The organism is Bartonella sp. OC16QHHD (assembly GCF_042194035.1).
Lineage (GTDB): Bacteria > Pseudomonadota > Alphaproteobacteria > Rhizobiales > Rhizobiaceae > Bartonella.
Genome location: NZ_JBHIMJ010000014.1, coordinates 277158 through 302673 on the forward strand (window position 1 = coordinate 277158; position 25516 = coordinate 302673).

A 25516-nucleotide genomic window follows, 5' to 3' on the forward strand; every position below is an offset into this window, starting at 1 on the left:
AGTTAAAATTCTAGTAAAACAAGCTTATACATTTATAGCATAAGCCTTTAGCAAAATACACTGAAAGGATAAACTGTCTTTTTAGAATATAGGATGATTCACCTTTTTCTATTATCCTGTAAAAACCTCTCATTTGAGGTGTGGTGATAGGTATAAAAGTCTCATTGAGACATTAAATATTTTTTTGTTGCTTATAACTCAATATCTCATCTTCATAGCAGTTGTGAAACAAAAAATGTATCCGTATGTTCTTTGCTATATTAGATGAAGGCGAAAGTATTGCGTATATCAATTGGAGTAATCTCTGAAATGGGAAACAATATAATGAAGCAAGAATATAAAATTATAAAGGCAAAAATGAGTGCTCATCTTTTCTATTATTTTAAAATTTAGCTTTATATTTTTTAAAAGCGTTTATGACAATTCTTTTTAAGAGTGTCGCGTAAATCTTTTGTGGATGGTATAAAGTTCATTGTATGCTTATGATCTTTAATTTAACAAAGGCGCAAGTTGGTAGCTTTTATTCTCTTTATCAGTTTTCAAGATTCTAAAAATTTTTGTTACTTGAGATGGAAGAGGTATTTTTTTTTAGTTTTTTTGCCGTAGCAGAAAAAGAAAACCTCCTAACACACCAGTAGCTAAAATAAACCACGTGATTGCATAAACGAGATGATTATTTCGAAAATGGATAATCGTAAGACCAACGACGGGAAGTTTTGCTTGTGGAGATGTTTTTCTGGCATCAATGAAATAAGGGGCAACAGTGGACAAACCAAGTTTTTGTGCCATAGCGGGGAGATCGCGCGTATACCATAAATTTTTGTCAGGATTATTTTTACGCGGGAAAAATCCATTTTTTTCACTCATGCGTAATAAACCTATAATCGTTGTTTGTTCTGTGTCTGTGGTAGAATTTTGCTGAGATAAGGCATTTGTATGTGATTGCTCTGTGTTTTGAAAATTGTTACGTTCATCCATGGGGATAAAGCCACGGTTGATAAAGATCAGTGTATTATCAGCAGTTTTTAAAGGAGTCAAAACCCAATAGCCTGTAGTATTTTGAGCGGCAGCAGTGACTAAAATATTTTTATCTGTTAAAAATTTTCCTGTGATAATAACAGGTTGATATTCATATTTTTCAAAAGTAACATCTGACCATTGATTTTTTGGAGGGGCTTTTATGGGGGGCAAATGAATGCGTTGATTGGTACTGGTGATAAGATTTGTTTTCCAGTTTAACCGTTGTACTTGCCATATACCTAATGCACTGAAGAGAAGAAAAAAACAAATACATAAAGTTCCAAATAAAAAAGAAGAAAAACGGCAAGAATTTCCCTGAAGCTTTGTCATAGGGGGCTCTTTTTTGCTCATGATTTGTGCTTCCTTTCGGGACAATAGGCTTTTATTCTAACATGTATATATTAAAAAAAACATTTTGTACGCGTTTTGGTGGAATTTGCACGCCTTATTGAGGAAAAAGATGAAAAATGAGCCAACAAGAGATGAAAAAGGTTTTATAAAAGACTTGACCTTTTGTTGTCGACCCCCTATTAGAAAGAAACTTCCCAATGATGCCCGTTCAAGGTTGCATTGCGCGTGTTTTGCGTTCATTGTGTCCTTTGGGTATGGGGATTTGAAAGTTTCTTAGAGTTTAAGGGTGAAGTTTATGTCTCGTGCATGTGAATTGACAGGGAAGACGGTTCTGTATGGTAATAATGTTAGCCATGCGAATAATAAGACTCGGCGTCGTTTTTTACCAAATCTTTGCAATGTGACATTGATTTCAGAGGTGTTACAGCAAAGTTATCGCTTGCGTATTTCAGCAAATGCGTTGCGTTCTGTTGAGCACCGCGGTGGTCTTGATGGTTTTTTGATTAAAGCAGACGATAAAGAGTTGTCACAACGTGCGCGTTTGTTAAAACGCCAAATCGTTAAGAAAAAAGCTGAGCAAGAAGGTGAGCAGAAGGCTGAACAAGCAGCGTAATTTTCAGCGTTATTGTTTTTGGCTTTTTTCTTTTTGATCGCTCTGTTTTATTGGTTCCATATCCCAGGTTAAAAAAATGTCTTCAAGCGGTCCTTTATTAGAACAGCAAAAGAAAAGGTATGTTGTTTTTTCTATTTTTGCAATGTGCCTTGCTGTCACGGCTTCTAATATTTTAGTTCAATATCCTGTCTATTGGTTTGATTTGAATGAACTGTTGACTTATGGGGCTTTTACCTATCCATTTTCTTTTCTAATCAATGATTTGACCAATCGTTTTTATGGTCCATCTGCTGCGCGGCGTGTGGTTTATGCTGGTTTTTTTACGGGTGTCTTTGTTTCTTGGATATTGGCGACACCACGGCTTGCACTTGCTTCTAGTTTTGCATTTTTATTTGGGCAACTCCTTGATATTGTTGTTTTTACTCCTTTGCGACGTAAAACATGGTGGAAAGCACCTTTAGCAGCAGCGTTGGTTGGTTCGGCTTTGGATACAGTGCTGTTTTTTGCTCTTGCTTTTTCTAGCTCGTTTGCTGTTCTTGATAAGATAACAGGCTATGCTGATAGTTCACTAGTGGAGAGTACTGTTTTGGGAGGGATAGGCATGCCAGTTTGGTTATCGCTTGCTTTTGGTGATTTTTCGGTAAAAATTATTATGAGCCTGTTTATGTTGATTCCTTATGGAACAATTCTTAATATTGTAAAGCTTCCTCTTTATCAAAGTCCTTCAAAGGATGATTCTTCTTTTGTTTGTAACAAATAATGGTCTTTGTTCTTTTGTTTTGCTAAAGAAGAGGGGAGGGGATTTATGTCCTCTAAGGGCAGAATTTAAGCGGATTTATAAGAGGTATTTTGATTCTTTTCTCAAGTTGTATTTATCCATACATCATCTATGCTTACGATGTGTAAGGAAATGGTTTTGACTGATTCAGTATGGGATAAGAGCATCTTATCAGCATTAAAAACAGATAATAAAGCTCTTATAAAGGATCAAAAATGTTTTGTTAAGAGTTGTGATGTCTTACTTATGATTATTTGAGCTATAAGAAACTTGGTTCTTATAAAGGAAAAAACATTTCGATATACATTTGGGTAGTATATAAATAGAAAAATAAATACCAATGGTATCAAGTATTTTTTGACAGTTTTAAAATTTGGTTATACTGATATTTATCATTATTTTAGTAACAAATGTTTGTGCAGATATGTTAATGAATTTACAATTTGTTATAATGCGATCTCTGTAGAATTTGGCAAACGCTTCGAGTGTTTATTTTAGATAATTGTAGGTTAGAAATGCGATACTTGGAGCTGATAGTATGAATAAAATGATAAATCAAACAGATCATACAGAGGCTTTATTTGATAATTTTGTATTAACTTCCTTGAAAAAACAGAGAGAGACTAGGGAGTTGCCTATTGTAAAATCACTTCTTCGTTATCCGGGAGGGAAAAGTCGTGCTGTTCCTATGATTATTAATAACTATATAAGGAAACAGAAAACTTTATGTTCTCCTTTTGTAGGAGGCGGTTCAATTGAATTAACCTTAGCAAAAAGAGGAACAAGGGTTTATGCTTATGATGCTTTTAAGCCGCTTGTTATTTTTTGGCAGATGCTTTTGAAAGATGCTTCAGCTCTTGCAGAAAAAGTGAGAGAATATGAAGATATGACTCCCGTAATGTTTTATAATCTCCAAAAAACTTTTGGGAATATTAAAAATCAATTAGAGATTGCTGCCGTTTTTTTGTTCTTAATCGTTCTTCTTTTTCCGGAACGACACTTTCTGGTGGTATGTCTCCAGGACACCCCCGATTCAATTATCGTTCTATTGAACGGCTTAAAGATTTTAAGATTGAAAACTTCATAGTGGAACACAGAGATTTTACAGAAAGTATTCCTAAACACTCTAACGATTTTCTTTATTGTGATCCTCCGTACCTTATTAATCAAAAACTTTACGGTCACAAAGGCGATAAACATAATTCTTTTGATCATCAAGCTCTTGCTGAACTTTTGAGAAAGCGTCAAGGATGGGTTTTATCTTATAATGATTGTGTGGAAGTTAGAGAACTTTATAAAGGACATACAATACTTAATCCTGAATGGACTTACGGTATGGGAAACAATAAAAAATCAAATGAACTCGTAATTTTGAGTAAGGATCTTTAGGAAATTGCATGAATCAGGTAGAAAATGGAAAAGCCTTTGAATATGCTTTGGCTATGGGTTTTAAAAAAGCAACAAAGGCTTCTATAGAGTTTAATTCGTCTTTTCAAATAGCGGAGTCTTTTTATAATTTATTTAATGATACTGAAAAAAGGCTTTTAAATCTTGCTTCTATTGAAGCAGCCATTTTTTACAGTTACATGATAAAAATATTAGAAACACGAAAACTATTGTTCTTCAGGAAGATTTTGTTGGGATCAAAGGAGATGTCCGTGATATTATTTTAAAAGTTCCTGAAAATCCTATTGGTATTTCTGCAAAACATAATCATAGCGCTATCAAACATCCTCGCCTTTCCAGTAAAATAGATTTTGGTAAAGAATGGACAGGTTATTCTTGTAGCAGCGTTTATTTCAATGAAGTTAGTCCTATTTTTGATTATTTAGCAGAGCTTAGAGATAAGAAGATGTTCTTTAGAGATATAGAGGATAAAGACAGCAGAGTTTATCTTCCAATCCTAGAAGCTTTTTCTAAAGAACTTCAAAGGCTTTGTTTAGATTATCAAGATAAATTTGTGAAGCTATTGTTTCAGTATGTTATAGGTTCTTATGATTTTTATAAGATTATGATAGATACAAGATCTAAACAAAAACGGGTTATTATTCAGTCTTTTAATTTGAATGGCACTCTAGGATATGGTCGTAAATGGAAAATTCCAAGCAAAATTTTATCCGTTGCACTAAAACCAGAAAGTAAAAACAAACTCATTATAATTTTTGAAGATGGTTGGAGCATTTCTTTTAGGATTCATAATGCATCCAGTAAAGTAGAAGCTTCCTTAAAGTTCGATATTCAATTTGTGGGATTATCTTCTCAGGTTGTTAGTCATCAAATTCCGATGGTTTAATGATAGAGATAATTTTTTAAAATGTAATCGTTGCTGATTCAAGGCAGGTTTATTTCTTATGAATATGAGTTCTTTTATCACTAAAAAGTATTTCTAATTGTTTTGTTATGGCGTCGGCGAGTTCTTCAGCATTCATAATTGTTACAGCACGTTGATAATAACGTGTGACGTCATGACCAATTCCAATGGCAATGAGTTCGATAGGGGAGTGTGTTTGGATTTCTTGAATCACTGCGCGTAAGTGTTTTTCTAAATAATTGCTGGAGTTGACCGATAGTGTCGAATCGTCAACAGGAGCACCATCAGAAATGACCATGAGGATGCGACGTTGTTCACGCCGTGATAAAAGGCGTTGATGAGCCCAAATCAAAGCTTCTCCGTCGATATTTTCTTTTAATAATCCTTCTTGCATCATCAAACCTAAATTGCGTCGTGCGCGACGCCATGGGGTATCAGCACTTTTATAGATGATATGGCATAAATCATTGAGGCGTCCAGGATTATGGAGTTTGTTTTGGGTAAGCCATTGTTCGCGCGATTTGCCCCCTTTCCAAGTTTTGGTGGTAAAACCTAAAATTTCAACTTTGACACCACAACGTTCAAGAGTTTGTGCCAAAATATCAGCACAACTTGCAGCAACGCTAATGGGGCGTCCGCGCATTGAGCCAGAATTATCAATGAGGAGTGAAACAACTGTGTCCCGAAATTGGGTGTTGCTTTCCATTTTAAAAGAAAGGGGTTGCATGGGGTCAATAATTAGACGTGGAAGCCGTGTTGTATCAAGATATCCTTCTTCAAGGTCAAAGTTCCAGTTGCGATTTTGTTGCGCCATCAAGCGGCGCTGGAGACGGTTTGCTAAACGTCCAACGATGTTTTGCAGATGATTGATTTGCTTATCAAGATAACGGCGTAAGTGATCTAACTCGTTTTCAGAACAAAAATCTGTTGCTTCCAAAATTTCATCAAATTGACGGGTGAAGATTTTATAATTGCCAAGTCTTTGCATTTGTTCCGAATCAGAAAAAAGGTGTTTGGGTTTGCTCGGCTTTTCTTGCCAAGGTCCATTTTTTTGCTCGCCGTCAGCTTGATCATTGTTGTTTGATTGTGTCGCTTGTGTTTTTCCATCATCTTGCACATCACTTTCTTGTTCAGTGCTGGTTTGTTCTTCACTTTGAGCGTGTTTTTTGTTGTTACTCTCTTCTTCTCTTTGGTCTTGAGGTTCACACGCATTTTTTAATTTTTTATTGTTTTCATTGTTAGAAGCTTCAGCTTGTTGCACTGTCATTTTGAGTGTAACAAGCATTTGGCGAACAATCTGTGCAAAAGCTTGTTGGTTGTAAATATAATGTGGGAGTTCATTGAGTTCTGCTGCTGCTTTTTGTTCGAGCTCTTTACGCCACAATTCTAAGACAGAACCCGCTTCTCTTGGAGCTGCGCGCTTTGTTATTTTTTCACGCAATAAAAGTGCAATCGCTTCTTGGATGGGGGCTTCACTTTGGTTGCTAATCTTATGATAATGGGCTCTTTTGTATTTATCGGCGAGCATGACATCAAGATTTTTTGCAAGTCCCTCCATGGCTAAAGTACCAATTGCTTCAACACGTGTTTGTTCGAGGGCATCAAAGACGGCACGTGCTTCTGATTCTAGTGGAGCAAATTGCATGTGAATACGGTTATCATGCCATGCTTTGCGTAGAGCCATGGAATCACCTAATCCGCGGGTAATGGTGATGTCTTTATTCGTTGCGTATTGAGGTAATTCTGGTAAACGCGCGCAACTTTCGCTTAAAGATGGTCGGTTATGACTAAAGGAAACTTCAAGGTTGTTTGTGCCTGCAATTGCACGCATACAGGTGGAAAGTGCTTTTTTAAAAGCTTCAGCATTAAGAGTGTTGTTGGAAGAGTCCTTTGCCAGATTTTTGTTGTCGCCAATATCGGTAGCCATGAGTGACAGATTCCTTAAGGCGAAACACCATGAATGAGTGATTCGGGAAGCTCTTGTCCAAAGGCGCGTTGATAAAATTCTGCAACAGTGGCACGTTCGAGTTCATCACATTTATTGAGAAAGGTTAATCGGAAGGCAAAGCCGACATCTTGAAAAATTGTTGTATTTTCTGCCCAAGTAATGACGGTACGTGGACTCATGACAGTTGAAAGATCTCCATTGATAAAAGATTGGCGTACCATATCAGCAACATGAACCATTTGTGAAATTGTCTTTTTTCCCTCAGCCGTTTGAAAAGATTTGACCTTTGAACAAATGATATTAACCTCTTTATCATGGGGTAAATAATTGAGTATCGTAACAATAGACCAGCGGTCCATTTGAGCTTGATTGATCTGTTGGGTACCATGATAGAGACCGGTTGTATCACCAAGACCAATGGTGTTTGCCGTTGCAAAAAGACGAAATGCTGGATGGGGAGAGATGACACGGCTTTGATCAAGTAAGCTTAGTTTTCCAGAGGTTTCAAGAACGCGTTGGATAACAAACATAACATCGGGACGCCCCGCATCATATTCGTCGAAAACAAGAGCAATATTATTTTGATAAGCCCATGGCAAAATGCCCTCTTTAAATTCAGTGATTTGTAAGCCATCTTTTAAAACGATAGCATCTTTTCCTACAAGATCGATACGACTTACATGACTATCAAGATTAATGCGAAGACAAGGCCAGTTAAGACGTGCAGCAACTTGTTCAATATGCGTTGATTTCCCTGTACCGTGATAGCCAGAAACCATTACACGGCGGTTAAAGGTAAAACCTGCGAGAATCGCTAAAGTTGTTTGCTGATCAAAAAGATAATCAGGATCGATATCAGGAACATGGGGACTTTTTGTGCTAAAAGCAGGGACTTTCAGATCTGTTTCAATATGAAATAGATCGCGAGCACAAAGTGTAATATCGGGCAAATTTTCAACGGTAAGATTTGTCATTATGTTTCTGGAAGGGAGAGGACGCTATTTATTCATTAGAAACGATACAAGAGTTAAAGTATTTATGCAATGCTCTATAATGAGAGCCTTAGATATTGAAGAAAGATTTTTTTACGTATTCTATAATGTTTTGCAAAAAAAGTAACATTTTGCGCAAATAATGATGGTCTAAATGAAAATAGACTCATATAAGCGCATGTTTTCAGCACAAACCAGACTTTTTTAGCAAATTGTAAGCATGTAAAACATCACGAAAGCGCTCTTCTGAAGCACGATTACCACCATTGGAATCAGGATGGTGCTTTTTTACCAACTCTTTATATTTCATTTTGATGTCTTCTGCTGAAGCGTTTGCCTGTAGTCCCAGTGTATCAAAAGCTTTTGCTTCTAAGGGCTTTAATTTTCGTGAGAACTTATTGTTTGAATGCTGCCCAGTAAAAAGCGTGAAGGGATCGCGCATGCGATTTTGATAGGCAGCTGTGCCAGAGCGAATCTTTGCATAATTCGCGGCTGTTTTTTTCGATGTACCATTGCTCAGATCTGTAGGCCATGTCGGACGATGTCCTGTGAGAGCATCCTTTTGAAATTTTGCGATATCTTTATTGCTAAGACCAGAGAAGTAATTAAAATTTTTATTATAGGCGCGGACGTGTTCAATACAAAAATATAAATATTGTCCTTCGTGATTTCGACCTGCTGGTGCTTTATGGGACCCTGTTTTTTCACAACCTTCCCACTGACACTGTTGTGCTTCTGGCTCAGCTTTTTGTTTTTTATTTGAGCTTATGCGAATTGAATCGAATAATTTAGATGTTATTGTCATATTATTGGTTTATGCAAAATTGATTAATTTTACAAGAATTGACTTTTGAAAAATTTGTTTTCACACTTATTCTATTATGAAAAAGGTGTATTTTTGCACGTTCATTTTGTTTGAGGAATAAAAAATGTTTATAGAAACAATAATTCAAAGAAAGCTTCAGGATGCTTTTCATCCGCAAAAGCTTGAAGTGATTAACGAAAGTCATCTTCATGAGGGACATCCTCATAATGAACATGCTTTTGATGGTAAAGGAGAAACACATTTTCGAGTGAAAATTTTATCTTCTTCTTTTTCTAATATGACACGCGTAGAAATACATCGAGCGATTTATAAAGTTTTACAAGAAGAGTTAGCTACTTGTGTTCATGCTTTGGCACTTGAGGTTGAAACACTCTAATTTTTTGATGAGACGTTTTTAGGAACGGGGATGGGCCTTTTGATAGATTTTTAACAAATGGTCTGTATCGACGTGGGTATAGATTTGTGTGGTGGAAAGACTAGCGTGCCCAAGAAGCTCTTGAATCGTGCGCAAATCTCCCCCCCGTGATAAAAGATGGGTGGCAAAAGAATGGCGCAGTGTATGAGGCGTTGCAGTTTCTGGTAAACCAAGGCTTGCTCGTAAGTTGCGTACAGTTTTCTGAATAATGGCGGGCTGTAGGGGACCGCCTCGTGCCCCGCGAAATATGGGTTGGTTATCCACTAAAGGATATGGGCAACATTTGAGATAATTTTGTACAGCTTCGTAAACAATTTTGATGAGAGGAACAAGGCGTGTTTTGCCGCCTTTTCCTGTTATAAATAAACTTGTTTTTTTAGGATCAGAAAATTGTTCTGGTGTGAGGCTTAAGGCTTCTGATATTCGCATTCCACAGCCATAGAGAAGCATGAGGACAGCCGCATTACGAGCGCTAATCCAAGGTTCATTTTCTAGCTGGTTTTCTTGTTTGACTATGTGAAGTGCTGATTTGATCGCTAAAGGTTTTGGGAGCGATCTTGGGTGTTTGGGGCTTCGGATAAGCTGAGCCGCCGGAACATTGACGATTCCTTCACGTGATAGGTACTTGAAAAAAGAACGGATGCCTGCTACTCCGCGGCTTAAAGAACGAGCACTTACATTGTTTGTACGCCGATAAGCAAGATAAGCACGCAAGTCACTGATGCGTAAATGAGCAAGATCTGTAAGGGTTGGTGTATGATTTAAGTGTTGACAGAGAAAAGACAAAAATTGCCGCGTATCACGTTCATAGGCTTGCACTGTTTGTGCTGACATACGACGTGTTTGGGTAAGACACTCTAACCAATTTTTCCTTGCGTTTAAAAGTGCATGGTCTGCTGGAATGAGAGGAATATTTTCATCTTTTCTCTTGTCGTTTTTGATGGGCATTATCTAGTTGAGAGTTTCTTTCTTTTTAGATTTTTCATCGTTAGAATGACCATTCTTGTTTTGGGGTTGCTCTTCACGATTGATAAGTTGCTTTTCACCTTTGAGAGAGAGTATTTTCACAAGATTGTGTGTTGACATCAAATGCGCAAAAATTAATCCTAAAAAGCCATTTTTATGAAGTTTGGCAAGTTGACTTGCTGATAATTTATTCAATTTTTCTTCATCAACAACCCAAAAATGTTCCAATTGCGCTGAGAGACCTTTATCGTTTTTCACATTGATGGATTTTTGGCTTAGAAGATCCATTTCTACAAGAACATCAATAAACTCAGAGGTTTTCTCCATAGCGATTTTAAAACTTTCAAGAAAGCGAATACGTTCTTCCATAAAAGGAGAAATAGAGCCATCGGAATTAAAAAGTTCTGTTCCTGCAACTTCATTAAACATACCGGACTGTTGATCAAAGCAGACAGAAAGTTCTTTTTCATTGCTAATTTGTGCCAAAACAAAAGGATAGCGACGGACAAAAGCAGGAACATAAGTATTGTTTTTCCAACTTTTATCAGAAGCGATATAGTCATTTTCGTCATTAGAAAGACCGACAAGAGCTGCGGATGTGTAGTGCCGTTTTTTTTGTTCATCTTCGGCGCACATAAATAAAATAGGATAGTCTAGTGCTGCTTGAAAATATTCAGTACTTGCTAAAGGAACCCAATGAGTATCCTTGGCAAAAGACATATCACTTGGAGGAGCAAATTTTAGATTTTTATGGGAAATTTTGTTGATTGGTGTGATATCTTTGTAAAATAGCATAATATTTGCCATAAGACTTTCTCCTTTATTAATTTGTTTTTGTTACCAAGAAAGGTCTTTTAGAAGATTGTCTCATATGGCAACAAGATTGAATAGAAAACTATAAGATTGAAGGGTTCATTTTTGAGAGATAATATTTTTGCATGAAGTATAATAAAGAAAAGCTTAAAAATAAAGTCTATCTTGCCATTATTGGTATGCCTCATGGTATAAAAGGAGATGTTTTTGTTAAAATTCTAAGTGCTGAGCCACAGCGTTTCAAGTTTTACAGCACTCTTTATGATGATATGGGGCGTTCTTATGAAATTGTAACTCTTCGCATACAAAAAAATAAGGCGATTGTACGTTTTAAAGGGGTAGAAAATCGTAATGCGGCTGAGTCTTTAAAAGGTATTCGCCTTTATGTGGCGCGCGATCAATTAATTGATGATTTGATGGAGGATGAGTTTTATCAAGTCGATTTAATAGGCTTGTGTGTCCAAGATTGTGGGGGAAAAATCTTAGGTGAAGTGTGTGGTTTTTTTAATTTCGGGGCTGGTGATTTGCTTGAAATACGTTTGAATACAGGTAAAAGAGTTCTTATTCCCTTTAGTAAGGCGGCGGTACCAGAAATTTGTATGGATTCTGGTTTTCTTGTTGTTGATTCCATGGCCGCTGGTTTAATTGATGGGGGAGACAATGATAAAAAGGAAATAGCTTGAATCTAAAAATAAAGATGAAGGTAAAAAACAACAGATGAATTTCGTCAATAAAAAGTGGAATGTGTGAAAATATTAAAAATGCTCTTTTGAGCAGATATTGTAAGCACTTTATCTCGAAATAGTCCTGAATTTTTAGAGTCTTTTTTAGTGCAAGTATTTAGAAGGATCGTATTGAATATGGCGCAGATCAAGGAGACTCAAATTAACGCTATAGCGTTAAAAGTCTTGTTTGTGCTATTTTTGCTATTAAGAGTCTGTTTAAGAAAATAAGGATAAGAAATAAAATGAAGTTTCAGGCGCGCGTTTTAACCCTTTATCCTGAAATGTTTCCTGGTTTTTTAGGGTATTCTTTAGCAGGGCAAGCTTTAGAGCGTGGAATTTGGTCACTGGAGACGGTACAGATTAGGGATTTTGCTTTAGACAAACACCATAGCGTTGATGATAAACCTGCTGGTGGGGGAGCTGGTATGGTAATGCGGGCGGATGTATTGGCGGCTGCTCTTGATTGCTGTCCACAGGATTCGCCAAGATTGTTGATGAGTCCACGTGGACGCCCTTTTGACCAAGCTTACGCGCATAGCTTGGCTCGTGATACGGGTGTAACGTTAGTTTGTGGACGTTTTGAAGGGGTTGATGAGCGAGTCATAGAAGCACGAGAATTAGAAGAAGTTTCTATTGGTGATTATATTCTTTCAGGGGGTGAAACAGCTGCATTGGTTATCTTAGATGCTATTATACGTCTTCTGCCTGGAGTGATGGGGAATGCAGCTTCTGCAAGGTGTGAAAGTTTTGAAAATGACTTGCTGGAACATCCGCAATATACCCGCCCTTCTCTTTTCGAAGGGCGGGGTATTCCGCCTGTATTGCTCTCAGGTCATCACAAAGCGATCGCAGATTGGCGTCAAAGCCAAGCCGAATTGTTAACACGTCAACGTCGCCCTGATCTTTATGCGCGTTATAATAAAAATCATCAGAAAACTTGATTCATATGATAAGGTGGTGTATTGCATGGCTCTCTTTTTAGAGAGTTTTTTATAAAAGGTTTTCTGTAGTTCCAAAATTAAAATGAAGGAATGGTGTATTCGCTCCTGTGTAAGACATAGCCTAAAGAGCTCCTTATTCTTAATAAAGGCTTTTTTGGTAAGAGTTGAGCGCTCTGACTGTTCGATAAAGAACATGAAGGATAAAAGAAATGAATATTATCGCACAGCTTGAAGCTGAACAATGTGCAAAAATTGAAGAAAAGCGCCAATTTCCAGCATTTCAGCCAGGAGATACAGTCCGTGTTATGGTGCGTGTGACAGAAGGTACACGGACGCGTGTTCAGGCTTATGAAGGTGTCTGTATTGCGCGTTCAGGCGGTGGGTTGAATGAGACCTTTACAGTACGCAAGATTTCTTATGGTGAAGGGGTGGAGAGGGTATTTCCTGTTTATTCTCCTTTGATTGAAGGTGTTGAGCTGGTGCGCCGTGGTAAAGTGCGCCGTGCAAAACTCTATTATCTACGTGGCTTGAGAGGTAAAGCTGCACGTATCGCTGAAAAGAGAGATTATCGGAAAAAAGCTGAAAAGGTTGTTGAGAAAGTAGAAGCAGCATCTGTCAGCACAGATGTTGAAAAGAAAGTTTCTGAGTAAAGATTATATCGGCTAAACTTTATGCAAAAGCGGCTTTTATGCCGCTTATTTGTGTCTTTCTTGATTCGTTTTGCCTTTTAAAGGGCTTGGAGTGGACATAAAAATGTTCAATCTATCAATTTTTCCTCTTTTTATTCTTAATTATGGGTGCAATTTAAGAGACCATTGCATATATCGTGGATACTCAAAAGGATAAGTTTAATCTGAAAAAATGTCTGTTTATATTTGGAAAAGATTTTAGACCTTTGACGTGAAGATAAAAGTGTATTAGATTAAGGCGAGTTTTGCGGATCATATCCGGAGAGTAATCGGTTTTTTTATGCGTGACCTTTAATCCGTTATTTGAGACAACCGACCTGTAATATCGGTATCTTGAGATGCCAAACAAGTAAAAACGAGAGAGTATGTTTAGTCGTTTTGCGCGAACTTTCTCGTTCATTGCGGTTGCAAAAACCAGGTCAGGATATTTTATGATAGAGACAACTAGGATAAAAGAGCGCCCCCGTTCCCCTCATATAAGTATTTATCGTTGGACAATTACTATGGCCATGTCCATTGCACACCGCATTACGGGTATGGCACTTTATGTTGGAACGGTTTTTCTTGCTGTTTGGTTAATTGCTATTGCGTGTGGCGAGGAGACATTTAGAACAGTTTACGAAATTTATAGTTCTTGGTTTGGATTGTGTATTTTGTTTCTTTATACTTTGGCAGGGGTTCATCACATGGTTGGTGGTGTTCGCCACATTGTTTGGGATCTGAAGCCTTGCCTTTTGGCAAAAGAAAAGGCAACAGTCACTGCTTGGGCGACAGTTTTTATTTCTCTTATTGTTACTTTTGCGATTTGGATTATTGGATATACCGTTGTTTAGCTGGGGGTGAAAAGAGACATGAAAAAAGATTTTCGAACGGAACTTGGAAAAGTACGGGGGCGTGGCAGTGCTCATGAAGGAACAGAGCATTTTTGGCTAGAACGTTTGACGGGGTTTATCAATCTACCACTTTTGATATTTTTTATTGTTCTTATTCTTTCGCTTGTGGGCAAGGATTATAGTATTGTGCGTGCACGGCTTGCACATCCTATTGTTGCTATTTTGATGGGATTGATGACTTTTTCGGTCCTTTATCATATGAAACTTGGTATGCAGGTGGTGATTGAAGATTATATTCCACGTGAAGGTTTTCGGATATTCTTTTTGACGTTAAATATTTTATTTTGTTTTCTCATAGGTGGTATCATTATTTTTTCTCTTTTGAAAATTGCATTAGGGGGTTAAACAAGTATGGCGGGTACAGGATCATCTCTGGGCGCTAAAGCAGGTAACGCCCCTTATCGCACTGTAGATCATAAATTTGATGTTGTTGTTGTTGGGGCAGGTGGTGCAGGATTACGTGCGACACTGGGTATGGCAGAACAAGGATTAAAGACAGCTTGTATTACGAAGGTTTTTCCAACGCGCTCACATACGGTTGCAGCACAAGGGGGAATTGCTGCATCGCTTTCAAATATGGGACCTGACAATTGGCAGTGGCATTTATATGATACCGTGAAAGGTTCTGATTGGTTGGGCGATACCGATGCAATGGAATATTTGGTGCGTAATGCTCCTGCTGCTGTGTATGAATTAGAACATTATGGCGTTCCTTTTTCGCGAACGCAAGAAGGCAAAATTTATCAGCGTCCTTTTGGTGGACATACGACACAATTTGGTGAAGGTCCACCTGTTCAGCGTACTTGCGCAGCAGCTGACCGTACAGGCCATGCCATTTTGCATACGCTTTATGGACAAAGCTTAAAGCATAATGCGCAATTTTTTATTGAATATTTTGCACTCGATCTCATCATGACGGATGGGGTTTGTACGGGGGTTGTGGCATGGAATCTCGATGATGGTACAATACATCGTTTTTCTGCCAAAATGGTTGTTCTTGCAACCGGTGGTTATGGACGCGCTTATTTTTCTGCGACATCGGCGCATACCTGTACGGGTGATGGTGGTGGAATGATCGCACGTGCTGGATTGCCACTTCAGGATATGGAGTTTGTGCAATTCCATCCGACAGGGATTTACGGTTCTGGCTGCTTAATTACAGAAGGAGCTCGTGGTGAAGGAGGCTATTTAATCAATTCTGAAGGTGAACGCTTTATGGAGCGTTATGCACCTTCCTTTAAGGATTTGGCTTCACGTGACTTGGTTTCGCGTTGTATCACACTTGAAATTCGTGAAGGGCGTGGCGTTGGACCTAAGAAGGATCATATTCATTTGGTTCTCAATCATATTGATCCTGCAATCTTGCATGAGCGTTTACCAGGGATTTCAGAATCAGCACGGATTTTTGCAGGGGTGGATGTAACAAAAGAGCCTATCCCCATCTTGCCAACGGTTCATTATAATATGGGTGGGATTCCTACCAATTACTACGGGGAAGTTCTCAATCCAACGGCTGATTCGCCTGATCGTATTCAACCAGGGCTGATGGCGGTAGGAGAAGCAGGATGTGCTTCTGTTCATGGTGCTAATCGCTTGGGGTCAAATTCATTAATTGATCTTGTGGTGTTTGGTCGTGCTGCTGCCATTCGCGCGGGTGAAGTTATTGATCGGAATGCAGAAATTCCACCCATCAATGAAGAAGCTGTTGACGAAATTATAGCGCGTTTTGATCGTTTACGTTTTGCACAAGGGGCAATACCAACAGCTGTATTGCGTGAAAAAATGCAACGCACGATGCAAGAAGATGCAGCAGTCTTCCGTACAGAAGATTCTTTGAAACAGGGATGTCAACGGATGAATAAAATCTGGGGGGAATTGTCGGATCTCAAAGTCACAGATCGTTCTCTGATATGGAATTCTGATTTGGTTGAAACATTAGAGCTTGAAAATCTCATGGCGAATGCAATCATGACTGTTCATTCTGCCGAAGCACGTTCAGAAAGCCGTGGCGCTCACGCTCGTGAAGATTATCCAGAGCGTGATGATAAAAACTGGCGTAAACATACGATTTCACATTTGTCAAAAGAGGGTAAGGTGACATTATCATATCGACCTGTCCATGTGGACCCGTTAACATCTGAAGCTGATGGTGGGATCGATTTAAAGCGCATTGCACCTAAAAAACGGGTTTATTAAGGGGAGAATGAAATATGGTACAAATTAAGCTTCCCAAAAATTCTCAAGTAAAACCGGGAAAGGTTTGGCCTAAACCTGAAGGTGCTACAAAGCTGACGGAATTTCACGTGTATCGTTGGTCGCCTGATGATGAGGAAAATCCTCATTTAGATACTTATTATGTGGATCGTTCTGCTTGTGGTCCTATGATTCTTGATGGGCTTTTGTTTATTAAAAACCATATTGATCCAACTTTGACACTTCGTCGATCATGCCGTGAAGGCATCTGTGGTTCATGTGCGATGAATATTGATGGAACCAATACATTAGCTTGTACCAAAGGGATGGATGATGTAAAACATCCCATTAAGGTCTATCCGTTGCCTTCCATGCCGGTTGTTAAAGATTTGGTTCCTGATTTAAAGCGTTTTTATGCACAACACCGAGTCATTGAGCCTTGGTTGCAAACAGTTTCTCCTGAACCTGCAAAAGAATGGTTACAAAGTCACTCCGATCGCCAAAAAATCGATGGCCTTTATGAATGTATTTTGTGTGCGTGTTGTCAGACTTCATGTCCAAGTTATTGGTGGAACGGTGATCGTTATTTGGGCCCCGCTGTTTTGCTTCAAGCTTATCGCTGGATTGCGGATTCACGTGATGAGATGTGTGGTGAACGTCTTGATAATTTAGAAGATCCTTTCCGCCTTTATCGTTGCCATACGATTATGAATTGTGCGCAAACTTGTCCAAAGGGATTAAATCCAGCGAAAGCGATTGCTGAAATTAAAAAACTCATGGTTGAACGCCGCCTTTGAAAATTTACTGATTGATCAAAATAAAGCGCAAGGTGGGAAATTGTATCTCCTTTTAGCAATTAAATCTATAAAAGAAGATCGGCTGCTTATGGGGGCGCAGTAGCTATCATCATTCTAAAAGTGAAGTAATCCCTAAAAATTTAAGCAATTCTTGCAATGGCTGAGCAGAAAACTCATAGTTGAATATTATCTTTGAAAATTAACCGATTAATGAACAGTAAAAAGAAAAATAGAAAATTGTGCGTGTTTTTTGTGCCTCTTTGAGGCTTAATCTCTAAAAATTTATTGGCTTCTATAAGGCGGTTAGTATAGTTATTATTGCCTTTAAAAAGGCATTAGTCTTTCGAGTAAACTATACTTTAAATAGCGTTCTATGTAAAAACAATAAAATCAATATGCCATGTGTTTTTATTTTTATTAAATTCGCATCATAATTTATACTTTGACGCAGATTCAATTGATCATTTTTTATAAAAAAGATCACTCTGTATAAATATAGCACAAAAAATAAATGCTGATACAAATATTATAACGCATGTAAATTATTCATATGAAATACAAAGAAGTGATCATTATGACAGTTTGTCATTTTACGATACGTTTATTATAATATCGAAAACATTGCGAATATTCAGGATTAGGAATTTTTGATAACATCATTTATATATTTAAAGGTCATATTTTTTATTTTAAAGATTGGATTGTTAATAGCATTAAAAAACAAAATTTATAGTTCTTAAAAAATGGAGAACGTAAAATCCCTATCTATTGTAGAGATAGATCATACAGTTCAGGGGGAAGTAATTTAAAATTATTGTAACGTCATAGATTTAAATTCATTAAAGAGCAGATAAGACGTTTGAAAAATAGCAAATTTATAGGTTTCTCTAAAAATTTAGAAAACGATAGTAAGAATTCTAAGAACACATGTTGCGAATGTGGAATAAGCGGTGTTTGTAGGTTCGTTTGAGTTGAATAAATTCAATAATCAAAGAAAATATGTTGTATTTTGACGAGTTTCGGAGGTTTTGATTTTATATGTTTTTATCTATAAAAAATAGAGATTTCTAGGTTTAGATCTTATTTATTATGTTAGGGTATTTCATTGTTCTTGTATGTATGCTTAAGAAAGTTGTTTAAGCAGTAAAAGTGTTTTTTATTTTTCAGCATAAAAGATATTTCTTAACATGAAAAAGAGGTGTCCAAGTATTAACGGTATAATCAGTCATTGTTTTGGTATTTATTCTGTTGTGCCATAAAACACTATCGTATTTAGGATGTGGTAATTAGAGTGGTTAGAAGGTGAAATCTGCTAGGCGAGGGGGCGGGATTGTTTGCAGATTAGTTTGCGTGTTAAGAGGCTTCGTCCTTTGAGGTGTGATAGGTGGAGTCTGTTAGCCAATTACGTAAATGAGAGCGAAATCTACGTGGACAGGTTTTTAGTCTAATCTCTCTTATATTGTGATAGGAAATTCACATTAATAAGGACTACGACCGGTTACAGAAAACAGAAATCATTGCGAAAAAACAAGCGTGCTTATTTTAAAATTTTTAATATTTGTGATCATAATGGCATGCGAAATCTCCTGTAGTATCACGCAGACCGTTCGTATTCTCGAGCCAAGAATTGTTCATATATCCTCTTCAATCTGATCTTCACGAATTGATGCAAGAGATGGGTACGAACACCTGTAAGAATAAGCAGATGCAAAGCCAGTTGTATCATTATTGTTGCTTTGCAGAGTGTTTGATAAAAATCTGGAACATTTCTCCAATTCATTGCCGGTTTATTAATGACTTTATGGCGTTGTTTTTCTAAAAGAGCTTTTGCTGTTGCAGCTTTCACTTATCAGATGGGAGTTAAGAGTGTTATGTATCTCTGTTGGCGTAATCTTTGAAAGTCGCTATACAGCCTCCTAATTTGAGGAGAATATGAAGCTGTAAAGGTGCAAACCAGTTTCCATTTTAGCATCATTTTTAAATTCTGCTTTACGACTTTTAAAAGCATCTAGAGTAATGTCTTTTAAATAATAGAGATTACGCATTGCTTCACGCTTTTGTTTCTCTCGTTCTTTAATAAGATCAAAACCCTTATGTAAAACAGAACGCCCCGAACCAAATACACTTTGCTTGTCAATTTACACGCTTGTTTTTAAGAAACCTTTCTTTAAGGTGCCTAAGCTTATTTCACTACAGAGCTCGTGGATGGTATAATGGTAAAGCCCCGATGAATAATATAAAATTTATAGAGCATCTCCATTTTTACACTTCATAAAAGAGCAAGTTGGGCGCCATTAGACACTTTGCAAACTCCCAATATTGTGACAATTTTGGGCATTTTGGATGGTTTATAAAAGGCATTTTTAGTGCTTTTTGTACAGTTTCATTCTATACGGCTTTATTTACTTATAATGTGCAAGAGACATGGTTTTGGTTAATAAACAGCTTTGAAATGAGAGAATCCTACGGTATTAAGATCTTTTATCCAACACGCAAAATAATGAACACTCTTTATAAGACAATGTGATGCATCTTAAGAAGAGTGATTGTAGATCTGTGCTTTTAGGAATTTTTGCTTTTTGAGGTGTAGAGAAGAGAGCAGGAATATTCAGAGTAGAGCTTACCTTATGTAATCTATGGATATCGTCTTTAGGAGAAGGACATAAGCCACGTGATATGGTTAGCAAAGCTTGCTTAAGAGAAATTTGGTTGTTTACGAACAACTGGAGGTTAAGAATCTTTCTTCGTCCGAAGAAGACGTTGATATGCCACTATACTTTTTATTACCAAATAGAATGTGGTTTATGGATGCTAAATTGAAATGATAATTTATTTCGTATGAGGTTTTCCGTATTTGGAGATTGTTTGGTTAAAAAACACATTTATTAATCACTTGAAAATAGCACTTAGAATTTTTAAACGATAAGTTTTGGTCTTGATGACGATAATTGTTTGTGATGATCGAAAGTATCTATTTTACGAAGCTTTCATTGATAGGCGAATCAAAATTTATTCTTTTCTTTTGTTTAAATATTTATTTTGCAGCTATTTTTTCTTTTTTGCATCAAAGATACTTTTTCAAAAGGTAAATGGAAAGAATGATCAAAGGCAAGAGAATAGAGAGAGCCTTATGTATAATTTGATTTTCTCGTAGAGTTGTTGTCTATTAACTTTTTTCTTTTTTTCTTCATGAAGAGTGTAGAAAATCCATTGGAGAAGCAAAGAAAATAGGAAAAGTTAAATAAATAGCCGTAACAATTAGTTACGGCTATTTTTGTTTGCTTCATATTACCGAGAGAGGAAGCTCCCCTTAAGCGATTTTTGATTTAGCAAAAATCGGGTCGTAAAAGACTTCAGAGAGTTTTCTATCTTTAAAGAACAACACTACGTCAACTGTTGTATAGAGAACGATTTTTATCATTTCTAACTCGAGTTGCCGGCCAATTTCTGATCTTTTAATCAAGGTGGCACATCGCTCAAATGTCTGCAAAGCGCTGTTGGCATGCGTTGTTGTAATCGATCCGGGATGACCAGTGTTGAGCGAATTGAGATATTCCCATGCTTCATTGCCTCGCAATTCAGCGAGAAAAATTCTGTCAGGCGACTGACGCATACACGCATCTAGGCATTCTTCAGCTGAAACACGACCTACATTGTTACCATAAATCATATGTACATGATTGGGATGATTGGGTAGAAAAAGCTCATGAACATCTTCAATTGTGATAATACGCTCCTCTACAGGGACCTTTTCAATTAAAGAGCGAGCAAATGTTGTTTTACCAGATCCTGTTTTGCCTGCGATAATAATGTTGCGTTTGTGAAGGACGCATTTTTCCAAAAATTCAAGAATTTTTCCCTCACGTTTACTTTGTAAGAGTTGAACTTCAAATGGTTCCAACCGTGTGAAGTCCTGCCTCGATAACAAGTTATTGGCTTCTTTTGCTGAAGGCTTATTAAAACTTACATCAGAAAAATCGTCAAAAGCCCCTTCTTCTTTGAGTTCTTCTAACGTCTTAACTATGAGAGAATGTTTACGAATTACAAAGGAAAGAGCACCATCAACAACAGCTGGTGTTTGTATAATTGTACCACGTTGCCCACCAGGCAAGAGCACATAATTAATACTTCTGGGAGCCATACCGTTATAAACGATAATAGCTGTAATAAGCGTTTGCAAAAAAGTGGTTGTTAACTCTGGTACGCTATGTACTTGCCAACCCTTAAAGCTTTTCGTCCATACTTCACAGGGGCGGCAAATCGATAATTCAGTGATCGTGGGATCTTCTAAAAAACAATCAAGCGGTTGCAGAAGCTGAAAAACTGCTTGATCTTTTTGTATCGGGTTAACGTGTGACGAGACTGTAGACATCGCTGAAATCCAGATCACGAGCAACAAAAATATTTACTCGTTCGCCTTGGTTTTTGTAAAGTGTTGGTGTGATATTGATGGAATTCTGAAGAACATCGATTGCTATAGATTCAGCATTCTGAGCTCCTTTATTTTGTGAGTTATCTTTATTTTCTTTGCTGCTTTTACCAACTTTTCCTCTTACCCATTCTCCTAAATCACCGATAATGCTTACCATAATTGCACTACCAAATCGTTCCCAAAAATGTCTGTCAACCCAGCCACCAATACCCGCTTCACCCAGAGGACCTGTGCCTGGTGAGTCAAGATTGACAACAACACCAGAAGGCGTTTCAATGCGTAACCATTGCACAAACACGCGCGTTTGTCCTTGTTGTATGCCACTTTGGTAAAAACCAACGACTTTAGAACCACGGTCAAGCAAAACAACACGTCCACTCGTGGAATAAATATCGCGTGTTAAATGACACGTCGTCATTCCGGGTTGTGATGTAATGATTTTTGTTTCTAACGTACAATCTATTTGCGTTCCTTGTGTAATCAAAAAGTCACGGTTACGAAGTTGCATCGCATGTGATTGACCTAAACGCACGGGCTGAAGGTTATCAAATAATACGCCATTACCTCTATCATTATTCGATGCTTTATTATTTGTATCTGTAGATCCTTCGCTACCACCGTTGTTAAGGCTAGAACTGAGCATACGTTTGCGTGCTAATTCTTCAGAATCTTGGAGCATATGTGGAGGAATGGCTGTTTGAAGAAGTTTACTCAAGGCCGGTGGAATATCCAAGTTTGAATCTTCTATTTGTGTTGATTTTTCTGCTTCTTCTACAATCTTTGGCTCTTCTATAATCCGAGGGACATAGTTTGGTATAATTTGCTGTACTATTTGTTGTGGTTTTTCTTCCTCAACCTCCACGGTATTACGCATTTTAAAAGCTTTCCAAGTCAAGGCAATCGGTATCGCTACTATGACAATAAGTCCTACCATTAACAATGCACGGGTACCTGGAATTGTCGGACGACGTTCAGAACCTAGTTCGGATCCTCCATAGGCACCTTCAATATGTTTTTGCTCGACGTTGTCCAGTTTTGTACCTTTTCCCTCTCCTTCCTTATTGTCAAACATCATTTTCCTCCTTTATTGATACGATAAACCACCGAAGATACTGTCCCTGTTGTGTTTGGTACGCCATTGGGGTCATAGGCTTCATTAAAAACAGCTAGAGCGCGTTTACCAAGCCGTATGAGCCATTTAGGATTGACCTTATGAACGGCGATAATATCATTAGAACTGCCGATAACGGTGCGTGGTATTAAGCTTTCATTGCCTTCAGCATCTACGACATAAATCGATGGCATATCCATGTTAGCGGGAAATTTGAAGTAAGTAATACGCCCATTGTCCCAAGCATTTATCGGAGCAATATCTTGGTGACCGCTCATGGTATAACTGAGATTATAGCCGTTGACGCTTTGGTGAAAACCACGTTCAATCGCAAGGCGTCGATTGTTTTCTTCTGACTTTTCATCGTTTGAATCGGGATAATGGAAAGCCAATTCATATGTTGATCCCGCACGGTCATTCCGAAATTGTAGTCGGAATTTATAACTCCGTTTGTCGGTTACAACGATGAGATTGGTATTGGCAAGTTCTGCTTTTGGTTTAATAAAAATATGCCGCCCTTTATGAGCAAAGGCATAGGCTTCAGAATCGCCAAAGGCATGAGTTATGTACTGTTCACCTTCTTCAAGAATAATATGTGTTGCCACACCAAGAACTGTTTCGATTTGAACCACATCGGCTTCGTTATATGTTATATAGCGAATGCGGTGATCATATTGTGAATTTGATGGACTTTTGAGCGCCTGCACAGGTACCGTATAAAGAGAAGAAAACGAAGACAATAGAACAACGAACGCAAGTTTTTTCATAACAATCAATTCCTTAATCATTCAACAGTATTTCTGGGTCAGAACGGTAACTTGTTACTTGAAAACCAAGGGGGTTAAGCAATCGATCAGATGATTTCATGGGTGCACCAACATAGGTGTAACCAATTGTTGCAATTTGGTGCTGTTTTGGTCCAGTAGCAGCACCGTTGCTGTCAAGTTGCTGAGTCGTAAAACGTACAGTTGCTTGACCGAGTCCATTAGGCTGGATTGATCGTACTTTAACTGTGATACGTGCTTTGTTGGAAAGCACTTTGTCCCGTGCATTTTCTCCATCATAGATTTTATAATATTCTTGTTGAACAGATGCCGCACTTAAAAGTGCTGTTGTGTCATAGTTCAGTTGAATAGTATCGTAGTCGTAAGTTTCGCGGTTAAGCACATATTGATTTAGCCAATATCTATCTACAACTTCACCATAGCTTTCTTCGTGTTCACGCATGATTGAGATAACATCAACTGCACCTGTCGTATTATCAACGCGCAATACTAAGGGAGTTGGAGCTGGTTGAGAAAATCCAACAACTCCACATATCATACCGAATAAGCCAAAAAGACCCACAGTACTCGCAACACGCCATGCCGTTCTGCGCGACCTTATAAATTCATTGATAAGATCACGTTCTAAGCCACGGCTTTCTTCATAATAACTTCTAAGTTGTTCGGCTTTCACTGGTTTTGCTTGTTTTGTTTTCATCTGTCTCCTCGCTTGATTTCGGCAGGGATTGTTTTATTAATAGGCACACGATTTCTATCATTGGGCTGTTTTAGCNCGTATGATCGGTATCTGTTTTTTTTCATTGTTAAAAAACATCATATCAAGTTCGCGTCGCTTCCTTTTGAGAAGTGATTGCTCAGCATCATGTAAATACGCTACCATTTCCATTTTTATAAATTCATTTTGGATCATAGCTAATGTACCATCGATATGTGCTTGAAGATCTGCAATGTCTTTCAGTTTTTCTTTTGTTTGAAGTTCATCGAGTAGTCCTCTGAGGTATTGAAAACGACTTTTTACGTTTTCAAAACCTTCCAAACTCACAGCTTTATCTTGAACAGATACAGATTGTAAACGCCCAGAAATAGCTTTGCTGATTTGATCGAAATTCCCAGAAACTTTGTTTTCTTCCTCCAAGACCTCTTGATATGATTGCCTTGAAAGCTTACTGTCTGTATAAAGAAATTCTGGCTCTTTAAGAAAAAAACTAGAAAAGTCTATTTGCTTTGGGTTTGTTTTCTGACTCTTTGTTATAGCCTGATAAGCTTTTTCTACTTGTGAAAGTTGTTGTCTTTTCGAATCAAGCTGCTTTTCTAAGAGCTCAATAATTTCTCCTTTTTTTAAAAGCTGAAGGATTTCCGAATATTCTGCTGATAGAGCAGGTTGTGGCGGTGAAGCAGGTTGTGGCGGTGAAGCAGGTTGTGGCGATGGAGCAGGTGGTGGCGATGGAGCAGGTGAATTCTGTTTAGTATGTGATTCCGAAAGAATCTGTGCCCTTAAAAGATTTAGCCGCACGCTACTACCTAAATGACTTCCATCAAAATTGCTTGCATGTGCCAAATTTATCATTTCCAAAAGGGTAATCATTCCTGTTATAATAAATCGCTTTTTCATCTGTCTCCTCGCTTGATTTCGGCAGGGATTGTTTTATTAATAGGCACGCGGTTTCTATCATTGGGCTGTTTTAGCTTTGGTGCTAATGCACAAGCCGATAAAAGGTTTGCAATCAAAATTACAAGAATGATATTTTTCATTTTAATATGACTCTTTTTACTGTTATATACATTCTGATATTTGTTGTCATTATTATAATTTTGACACTAAAGTAAAGTGTATAGTTTACGATAATTTATCTTTTCTTAATTTCATTTTTTAATTTATGAAAATAGCTCAATTTCAGTGCGAATATTTTTTACTTT

Annotated in this window: 24 protein-coding genes and 2 pseudogenes; 13 read left to right on the plus strand and 13 right to left on the minus strand. The window is 37.6% G+C overall.

The annotated features are described in order from the left end of the window. Window positions 1–588: 588 nt before the first annotated feature. Entirely contained in the window at window positions 589–1371 is a 783-nt protein-coding gene (locus ACFIK1_RS02900; protein ID WP_375633588.1) for an SURF1 family protein, read from the minus strand. A gap of 295 nt (window positions 1372–1666) precedes the next feature. Between ACFIK1_RS02900 and rpmB the strand changes: the two genes are divergently transcribed. The 5 genes and pseudogenes from rpmB (at window position 1667) to ACFIK1_RS02925 (ending at window position 5055) form a co-directional block, all read left to right on the plus strand. Beyond that, the gene (rpmB, locus tag ACFIK1_RS02905; protein ID WP_375633587.1) at window positions 1667–1984 is read left to right on the plus strand and encodes a 50S ribosomal protein L28; all 318 of its coding nucleotides are present in this window, start codon (window positions 1667–1669) and stop codon (window positions 1982–1984) included. 76 nt (window positions 1985–2060) lie between these two features. Then, entirely contained in the window at window positions 2061–2744 is a 684-nt protein-coding gene (locus ACFIK1_RS02910) for a VUT family protein (protein WP_375636546.1), read from the plus strand. 706 nt (window positions 2745–3450) lie between these two features. After that, window positions 3451–4151, plus strand: a pseudogene (locus ACFIK1_RS02915) (DNA adenine methylase). 8 nt (window positions 4152–4159) lie between these two features. Then, window positions 4160–4435: a hypothetical protein gene (locus ACFIK1_RS02920; RefSeq protein WP_375633585.1), complete on the plus strand. Its 276-nt coding sequence runs from the start codon at window positions 4160–4162 to the stop codon at window positions 4433–4435. After that, a complete protein-coding gene (locus ACFIK1_RS02925; RefSeq protein ID WP_375662052.1) occupies window positions 4405–5055 on the plus strand; it encodes a HaeIII family restriction endonuclease in 651 nt (216 codons plus the stop codon). The genes ACFIK1_RS02920 and ACFIK1_RS02925 overlap by 31 nt, the downstream gene beginning before the upstream one ends. Window positions 5056–5104: 49 nt before the next feature. Here the strand turns inward: ACFIK1_RS02925 and cobT are convergent, their stop codons facing one another. The 3 genes from cobT to ACFIK1_RS02940 all read right to left on the minus strand — a co-directional run bounded on the left by cobT (window position 5105) and on the right by ACFIK1_RS02940 (window position 8818). Beyond that, the gene (gene cobT, locus ACFIK1_RS02930) at window positions 5105–7000 is read right to left on the minus strand and encodes a cobaltochelatase subunit CobT (RefSeq protein ID WP_375662044.1); all 1896 of its coding nucleotides are present in this window, start codon (window positions 6998–7000) and stop codon (window positions 5105–5107) included. A 14-nt stretch (window positions 7001–7014) separates the two neighbouring features. Then, a complete protein-coding gene (cobS, locus tag ACFIK1_RS02935; protein WP_375612717.1) occupies window positions 7015–7995 on the minus strand; it encodes a cobaltochelatase subunit CobS in 981 nt (326 codons plus the stop codon). 202 nt (window positions 7996–8197) lie between these two features. Further along, window positions 8198–8818, minus strand: coding sequence for a J domain-containing protein (locus ACFIK1_RS02940; protein WP_375612239.1), 621 nt, complete (start codon window positions 8816–8818; stop codon window positions 8198–8200). Between the two features lie 124 nt (window positions 8819–8942). On the opposite strand from ACFIK1_RS02940, the gene ACFIK1_RS02945 reads away from it, so the two are divergent. Next, window positions 8943–9215, plus strand: a complete 273-nt coding sequence (locus ACFIK1_RS02945; protein ID WP_375612716.1) for a BolA family protein — start codon at window positions 8943–8945, stop codon at window positions 9213–9215. A gap of 18 nt (window positions 9216–9233) precedes the next feature. On the opposite strand, the gene ACFIK1_RS02950 is transcribed toward ACFIK1_RS02945, so the two are convergent. Further along, on the minus strand, window positions 9234–10202 hold the full coding sequence (locus ACFIK1_RS02950) for a tyrosine recombinase XerC (protein ID WP_375662045.1): 969 nt from the start codon (window positions 10200–10202) through the stop codon (window positions 9234–9236). Between the two features lie 3 nt (window positions 10203–10205). Then, window positions 10206–11027 (minus strand): SapC family protein, encoded by an 822-nt coding sequence (locus ACFIK1_RS02955; protein ID WP_375634358.1) that lies wholly within the window; start codon window positions 11025–11027, stop codon window positions 10206–10208. 131 nt (window positions 11028–11158) lie between these two features. Here ACFIK1_RS02955 and rimM point away from each other — a divergent pair, with 131 nt between their 5' ends. The 7 genes from rimM to ACFIK1_RS02990 all read left to right on the plus strand — a co-directional run bounded on the left by rimM (window position 11159) and on the right by ACFIK1_RS02990 (window position 17271). Further along, window positions 11159–11716, plus strand: coding sequence for a ribosome maturation factor RimM (gene rimM / locus ACFIK1_RS02960; protein ID WP_375639818.1), 558 nt, complete (start codon window positions 11159–11161; stop codon window positions 11714–11716). 284 nt (window positions 11717–12000) lie between these two features. After that, window positions 12001–12699 carry a tRNA (guanosine(37)-N1)-methyltransferase TrmD gene (trmD, locus tag ACFIK1_RS02965; RefSeq protein ID WP_375612244.1) on the plus strand — a complete coding sequence of 233 codons (699 nt, stop codon included), beginning with the start codon at window positions 12001–12003 and terminating at the stop codon, window positions 12697–12699. 209 nt (window positions 12700–12908) lie between these two features. After that, on the plus strand, window positions 12909–13349 hold the full coding sequence (gene rplS / locus ACFIK1_RS02970; RefSeq protein WP_375662046.1) for a 50S ribosomal protein L19: 441 nt from the start codon (window positions 12909–12911) through the stop codon (window positions 13347–13349). A gap of 470 nt (window positions 13350–13819) precedes the next feature. Next, window positions 13820–14221 (plus strand): succinate dehydrogenase, cytochrome b556 subunit, encoded by a 402-nt coding sequence (gene sdhC, locus ACFIK1_RS02975; RefSeq protein WP_375606014.1) that lies wholly within the window; start codon window positions 13820–13822, stop codon window positions 14219–14221. An 18-nt stretch (window positions 14222–14239) separates the two neighbouring features. Next, window positions 14240–14626 (plus strand): succinate dehydrogenase, hydrophobic membrane anchor protein, encoded by a 387-nt coding sequence (gene sdhD, locus ACFIK1_RS02980; RefSeq protein WP_375612246.1) that lies wholly within the window; start codon window positions 14240–14242, stop codon window positions 14624–14626. Window positions 14627–14632: 6 nt separating this feature from the next. Then, on the plus strand, window positions 14633–16477 hold the full coding sequence (sdhA, locus tag ACFIK1_RS02985) for a succinate dehydrogenase flavoprotein subunit (RefSeq protein WP_375620955.1): 1845 nt from the start codon (window positions 14633–14635) through the stop codon (window positions 16475–16477). A gap of 14 nt (window positions 16478–16491) precedes the next feature. Continuing rightward, window positions 16492–17271: a succinate dehydrogenase iron-sulfur subunit gene (locus ACFIK1_RS02990; RefSeq protein ID WP_005774220.1), complete on the plus strand. Its 780-nt coding sequence runs from the start codon at window positions 16492–16494 to the stop codon at window positions 17269–17271. A gap of 3310 nt (window positions 17272–20581) precedes the next feature. Here the strand turns inward: ACFIK1_RS02990 and virB11 are convergent. From virB11 to ACFIK1_RS03025, 7 genes and pseudogenes are all read right to left on the minus strand, one after another. Further along, a complete protein-coding gene (gene virB11 / locus ACFIK1_RS02995; RefSeq protein ID WP_375634367.1) occupies window positions 20582–21643 on the minus strand; it encodes a P-type DNA transfer ATPase VirB11 in 1062 nt (353 codons plus the stop codon). Beyond that, window positions 21618–22775 (minus strand): type IV secretion system protein VirB10, encoded by a 1158-nt coding sequence (gene virB10 / locus ACFIK1_RS03000; protein WP_375618344.1) that lies wholly within the window; start codon window positions 22773–22775, stop codon window positions 21618–21620. Before virB10 ends, virB11 begins: the two co-directional genes overlap by 26 nt. Continuing rightward, window positions 22775–23581 carry a P-type conjugative transfer protein VirB9 gene (virB9, locus tag ACFIK1_RS03005; protein WP_375606008.1) on the minus strand — a complete coding sequence of 269 codons (807 nt, stop codon included), beginning with the start codon at window positions 23579–23581 and terminating at the stop codon, window positions 22775–22777. Before virB9 ends, virB10 begins: the two co-directional genes overlap by 1 nt. A 13-nt stretch (window positions 23582–23594) precedes the next feature. Next, window positions 23595–24296, minus strand: coding sequence for a virB8 family protein (locus ACFIK1_RS03010; protein WP_375606007.1), 702 nt, complete (start codon window positions 24294–24296; stop codon window positions 23595–23597). After that, window positions 24293–24370 (minus strand): annotated as a pseudogene (locus ACFIK1_RS03015) (TrwH protein); the annotation flags it as partial. The gene ACFIK1_RS03010 and the pseudogene ACFIK1_RS03015, both read right to left, overlap by 4 nt. Continuing rightward, complete coding sequence (locus ACFIK1_RS03020; RefSeq protein WP_375662047.1) at window positions 24354–25211, minus strand: type IV secretion system protein; 858 nt, start codon at window positions 25209–25211, stop codon at window positions 24354–24356. The pseudogene ACFIK1_RS03015 and the gene ACFIK1_RS03020, both read right to left, overlap by 17 nt. After that, window positions 25208–25351 carry a hypothetical protein gene (locus ACFIK1_RS03025; RefSeq protein WP_015857026.1) on the minus strand — a complete coding sequence of 48 codons (144 nt, stop codon included), beginning with the start codon at window positions 25349–25351 and terminating at the stop codon, window positions 25208–25210. The genes ACFIK1_RS03020 and ACFIK1_RS03025 overlap by 4 nt, the downstream gene beginning before the upstream one ends. Window positions 25352–25516: the final 165 nt, after the last annotated feature.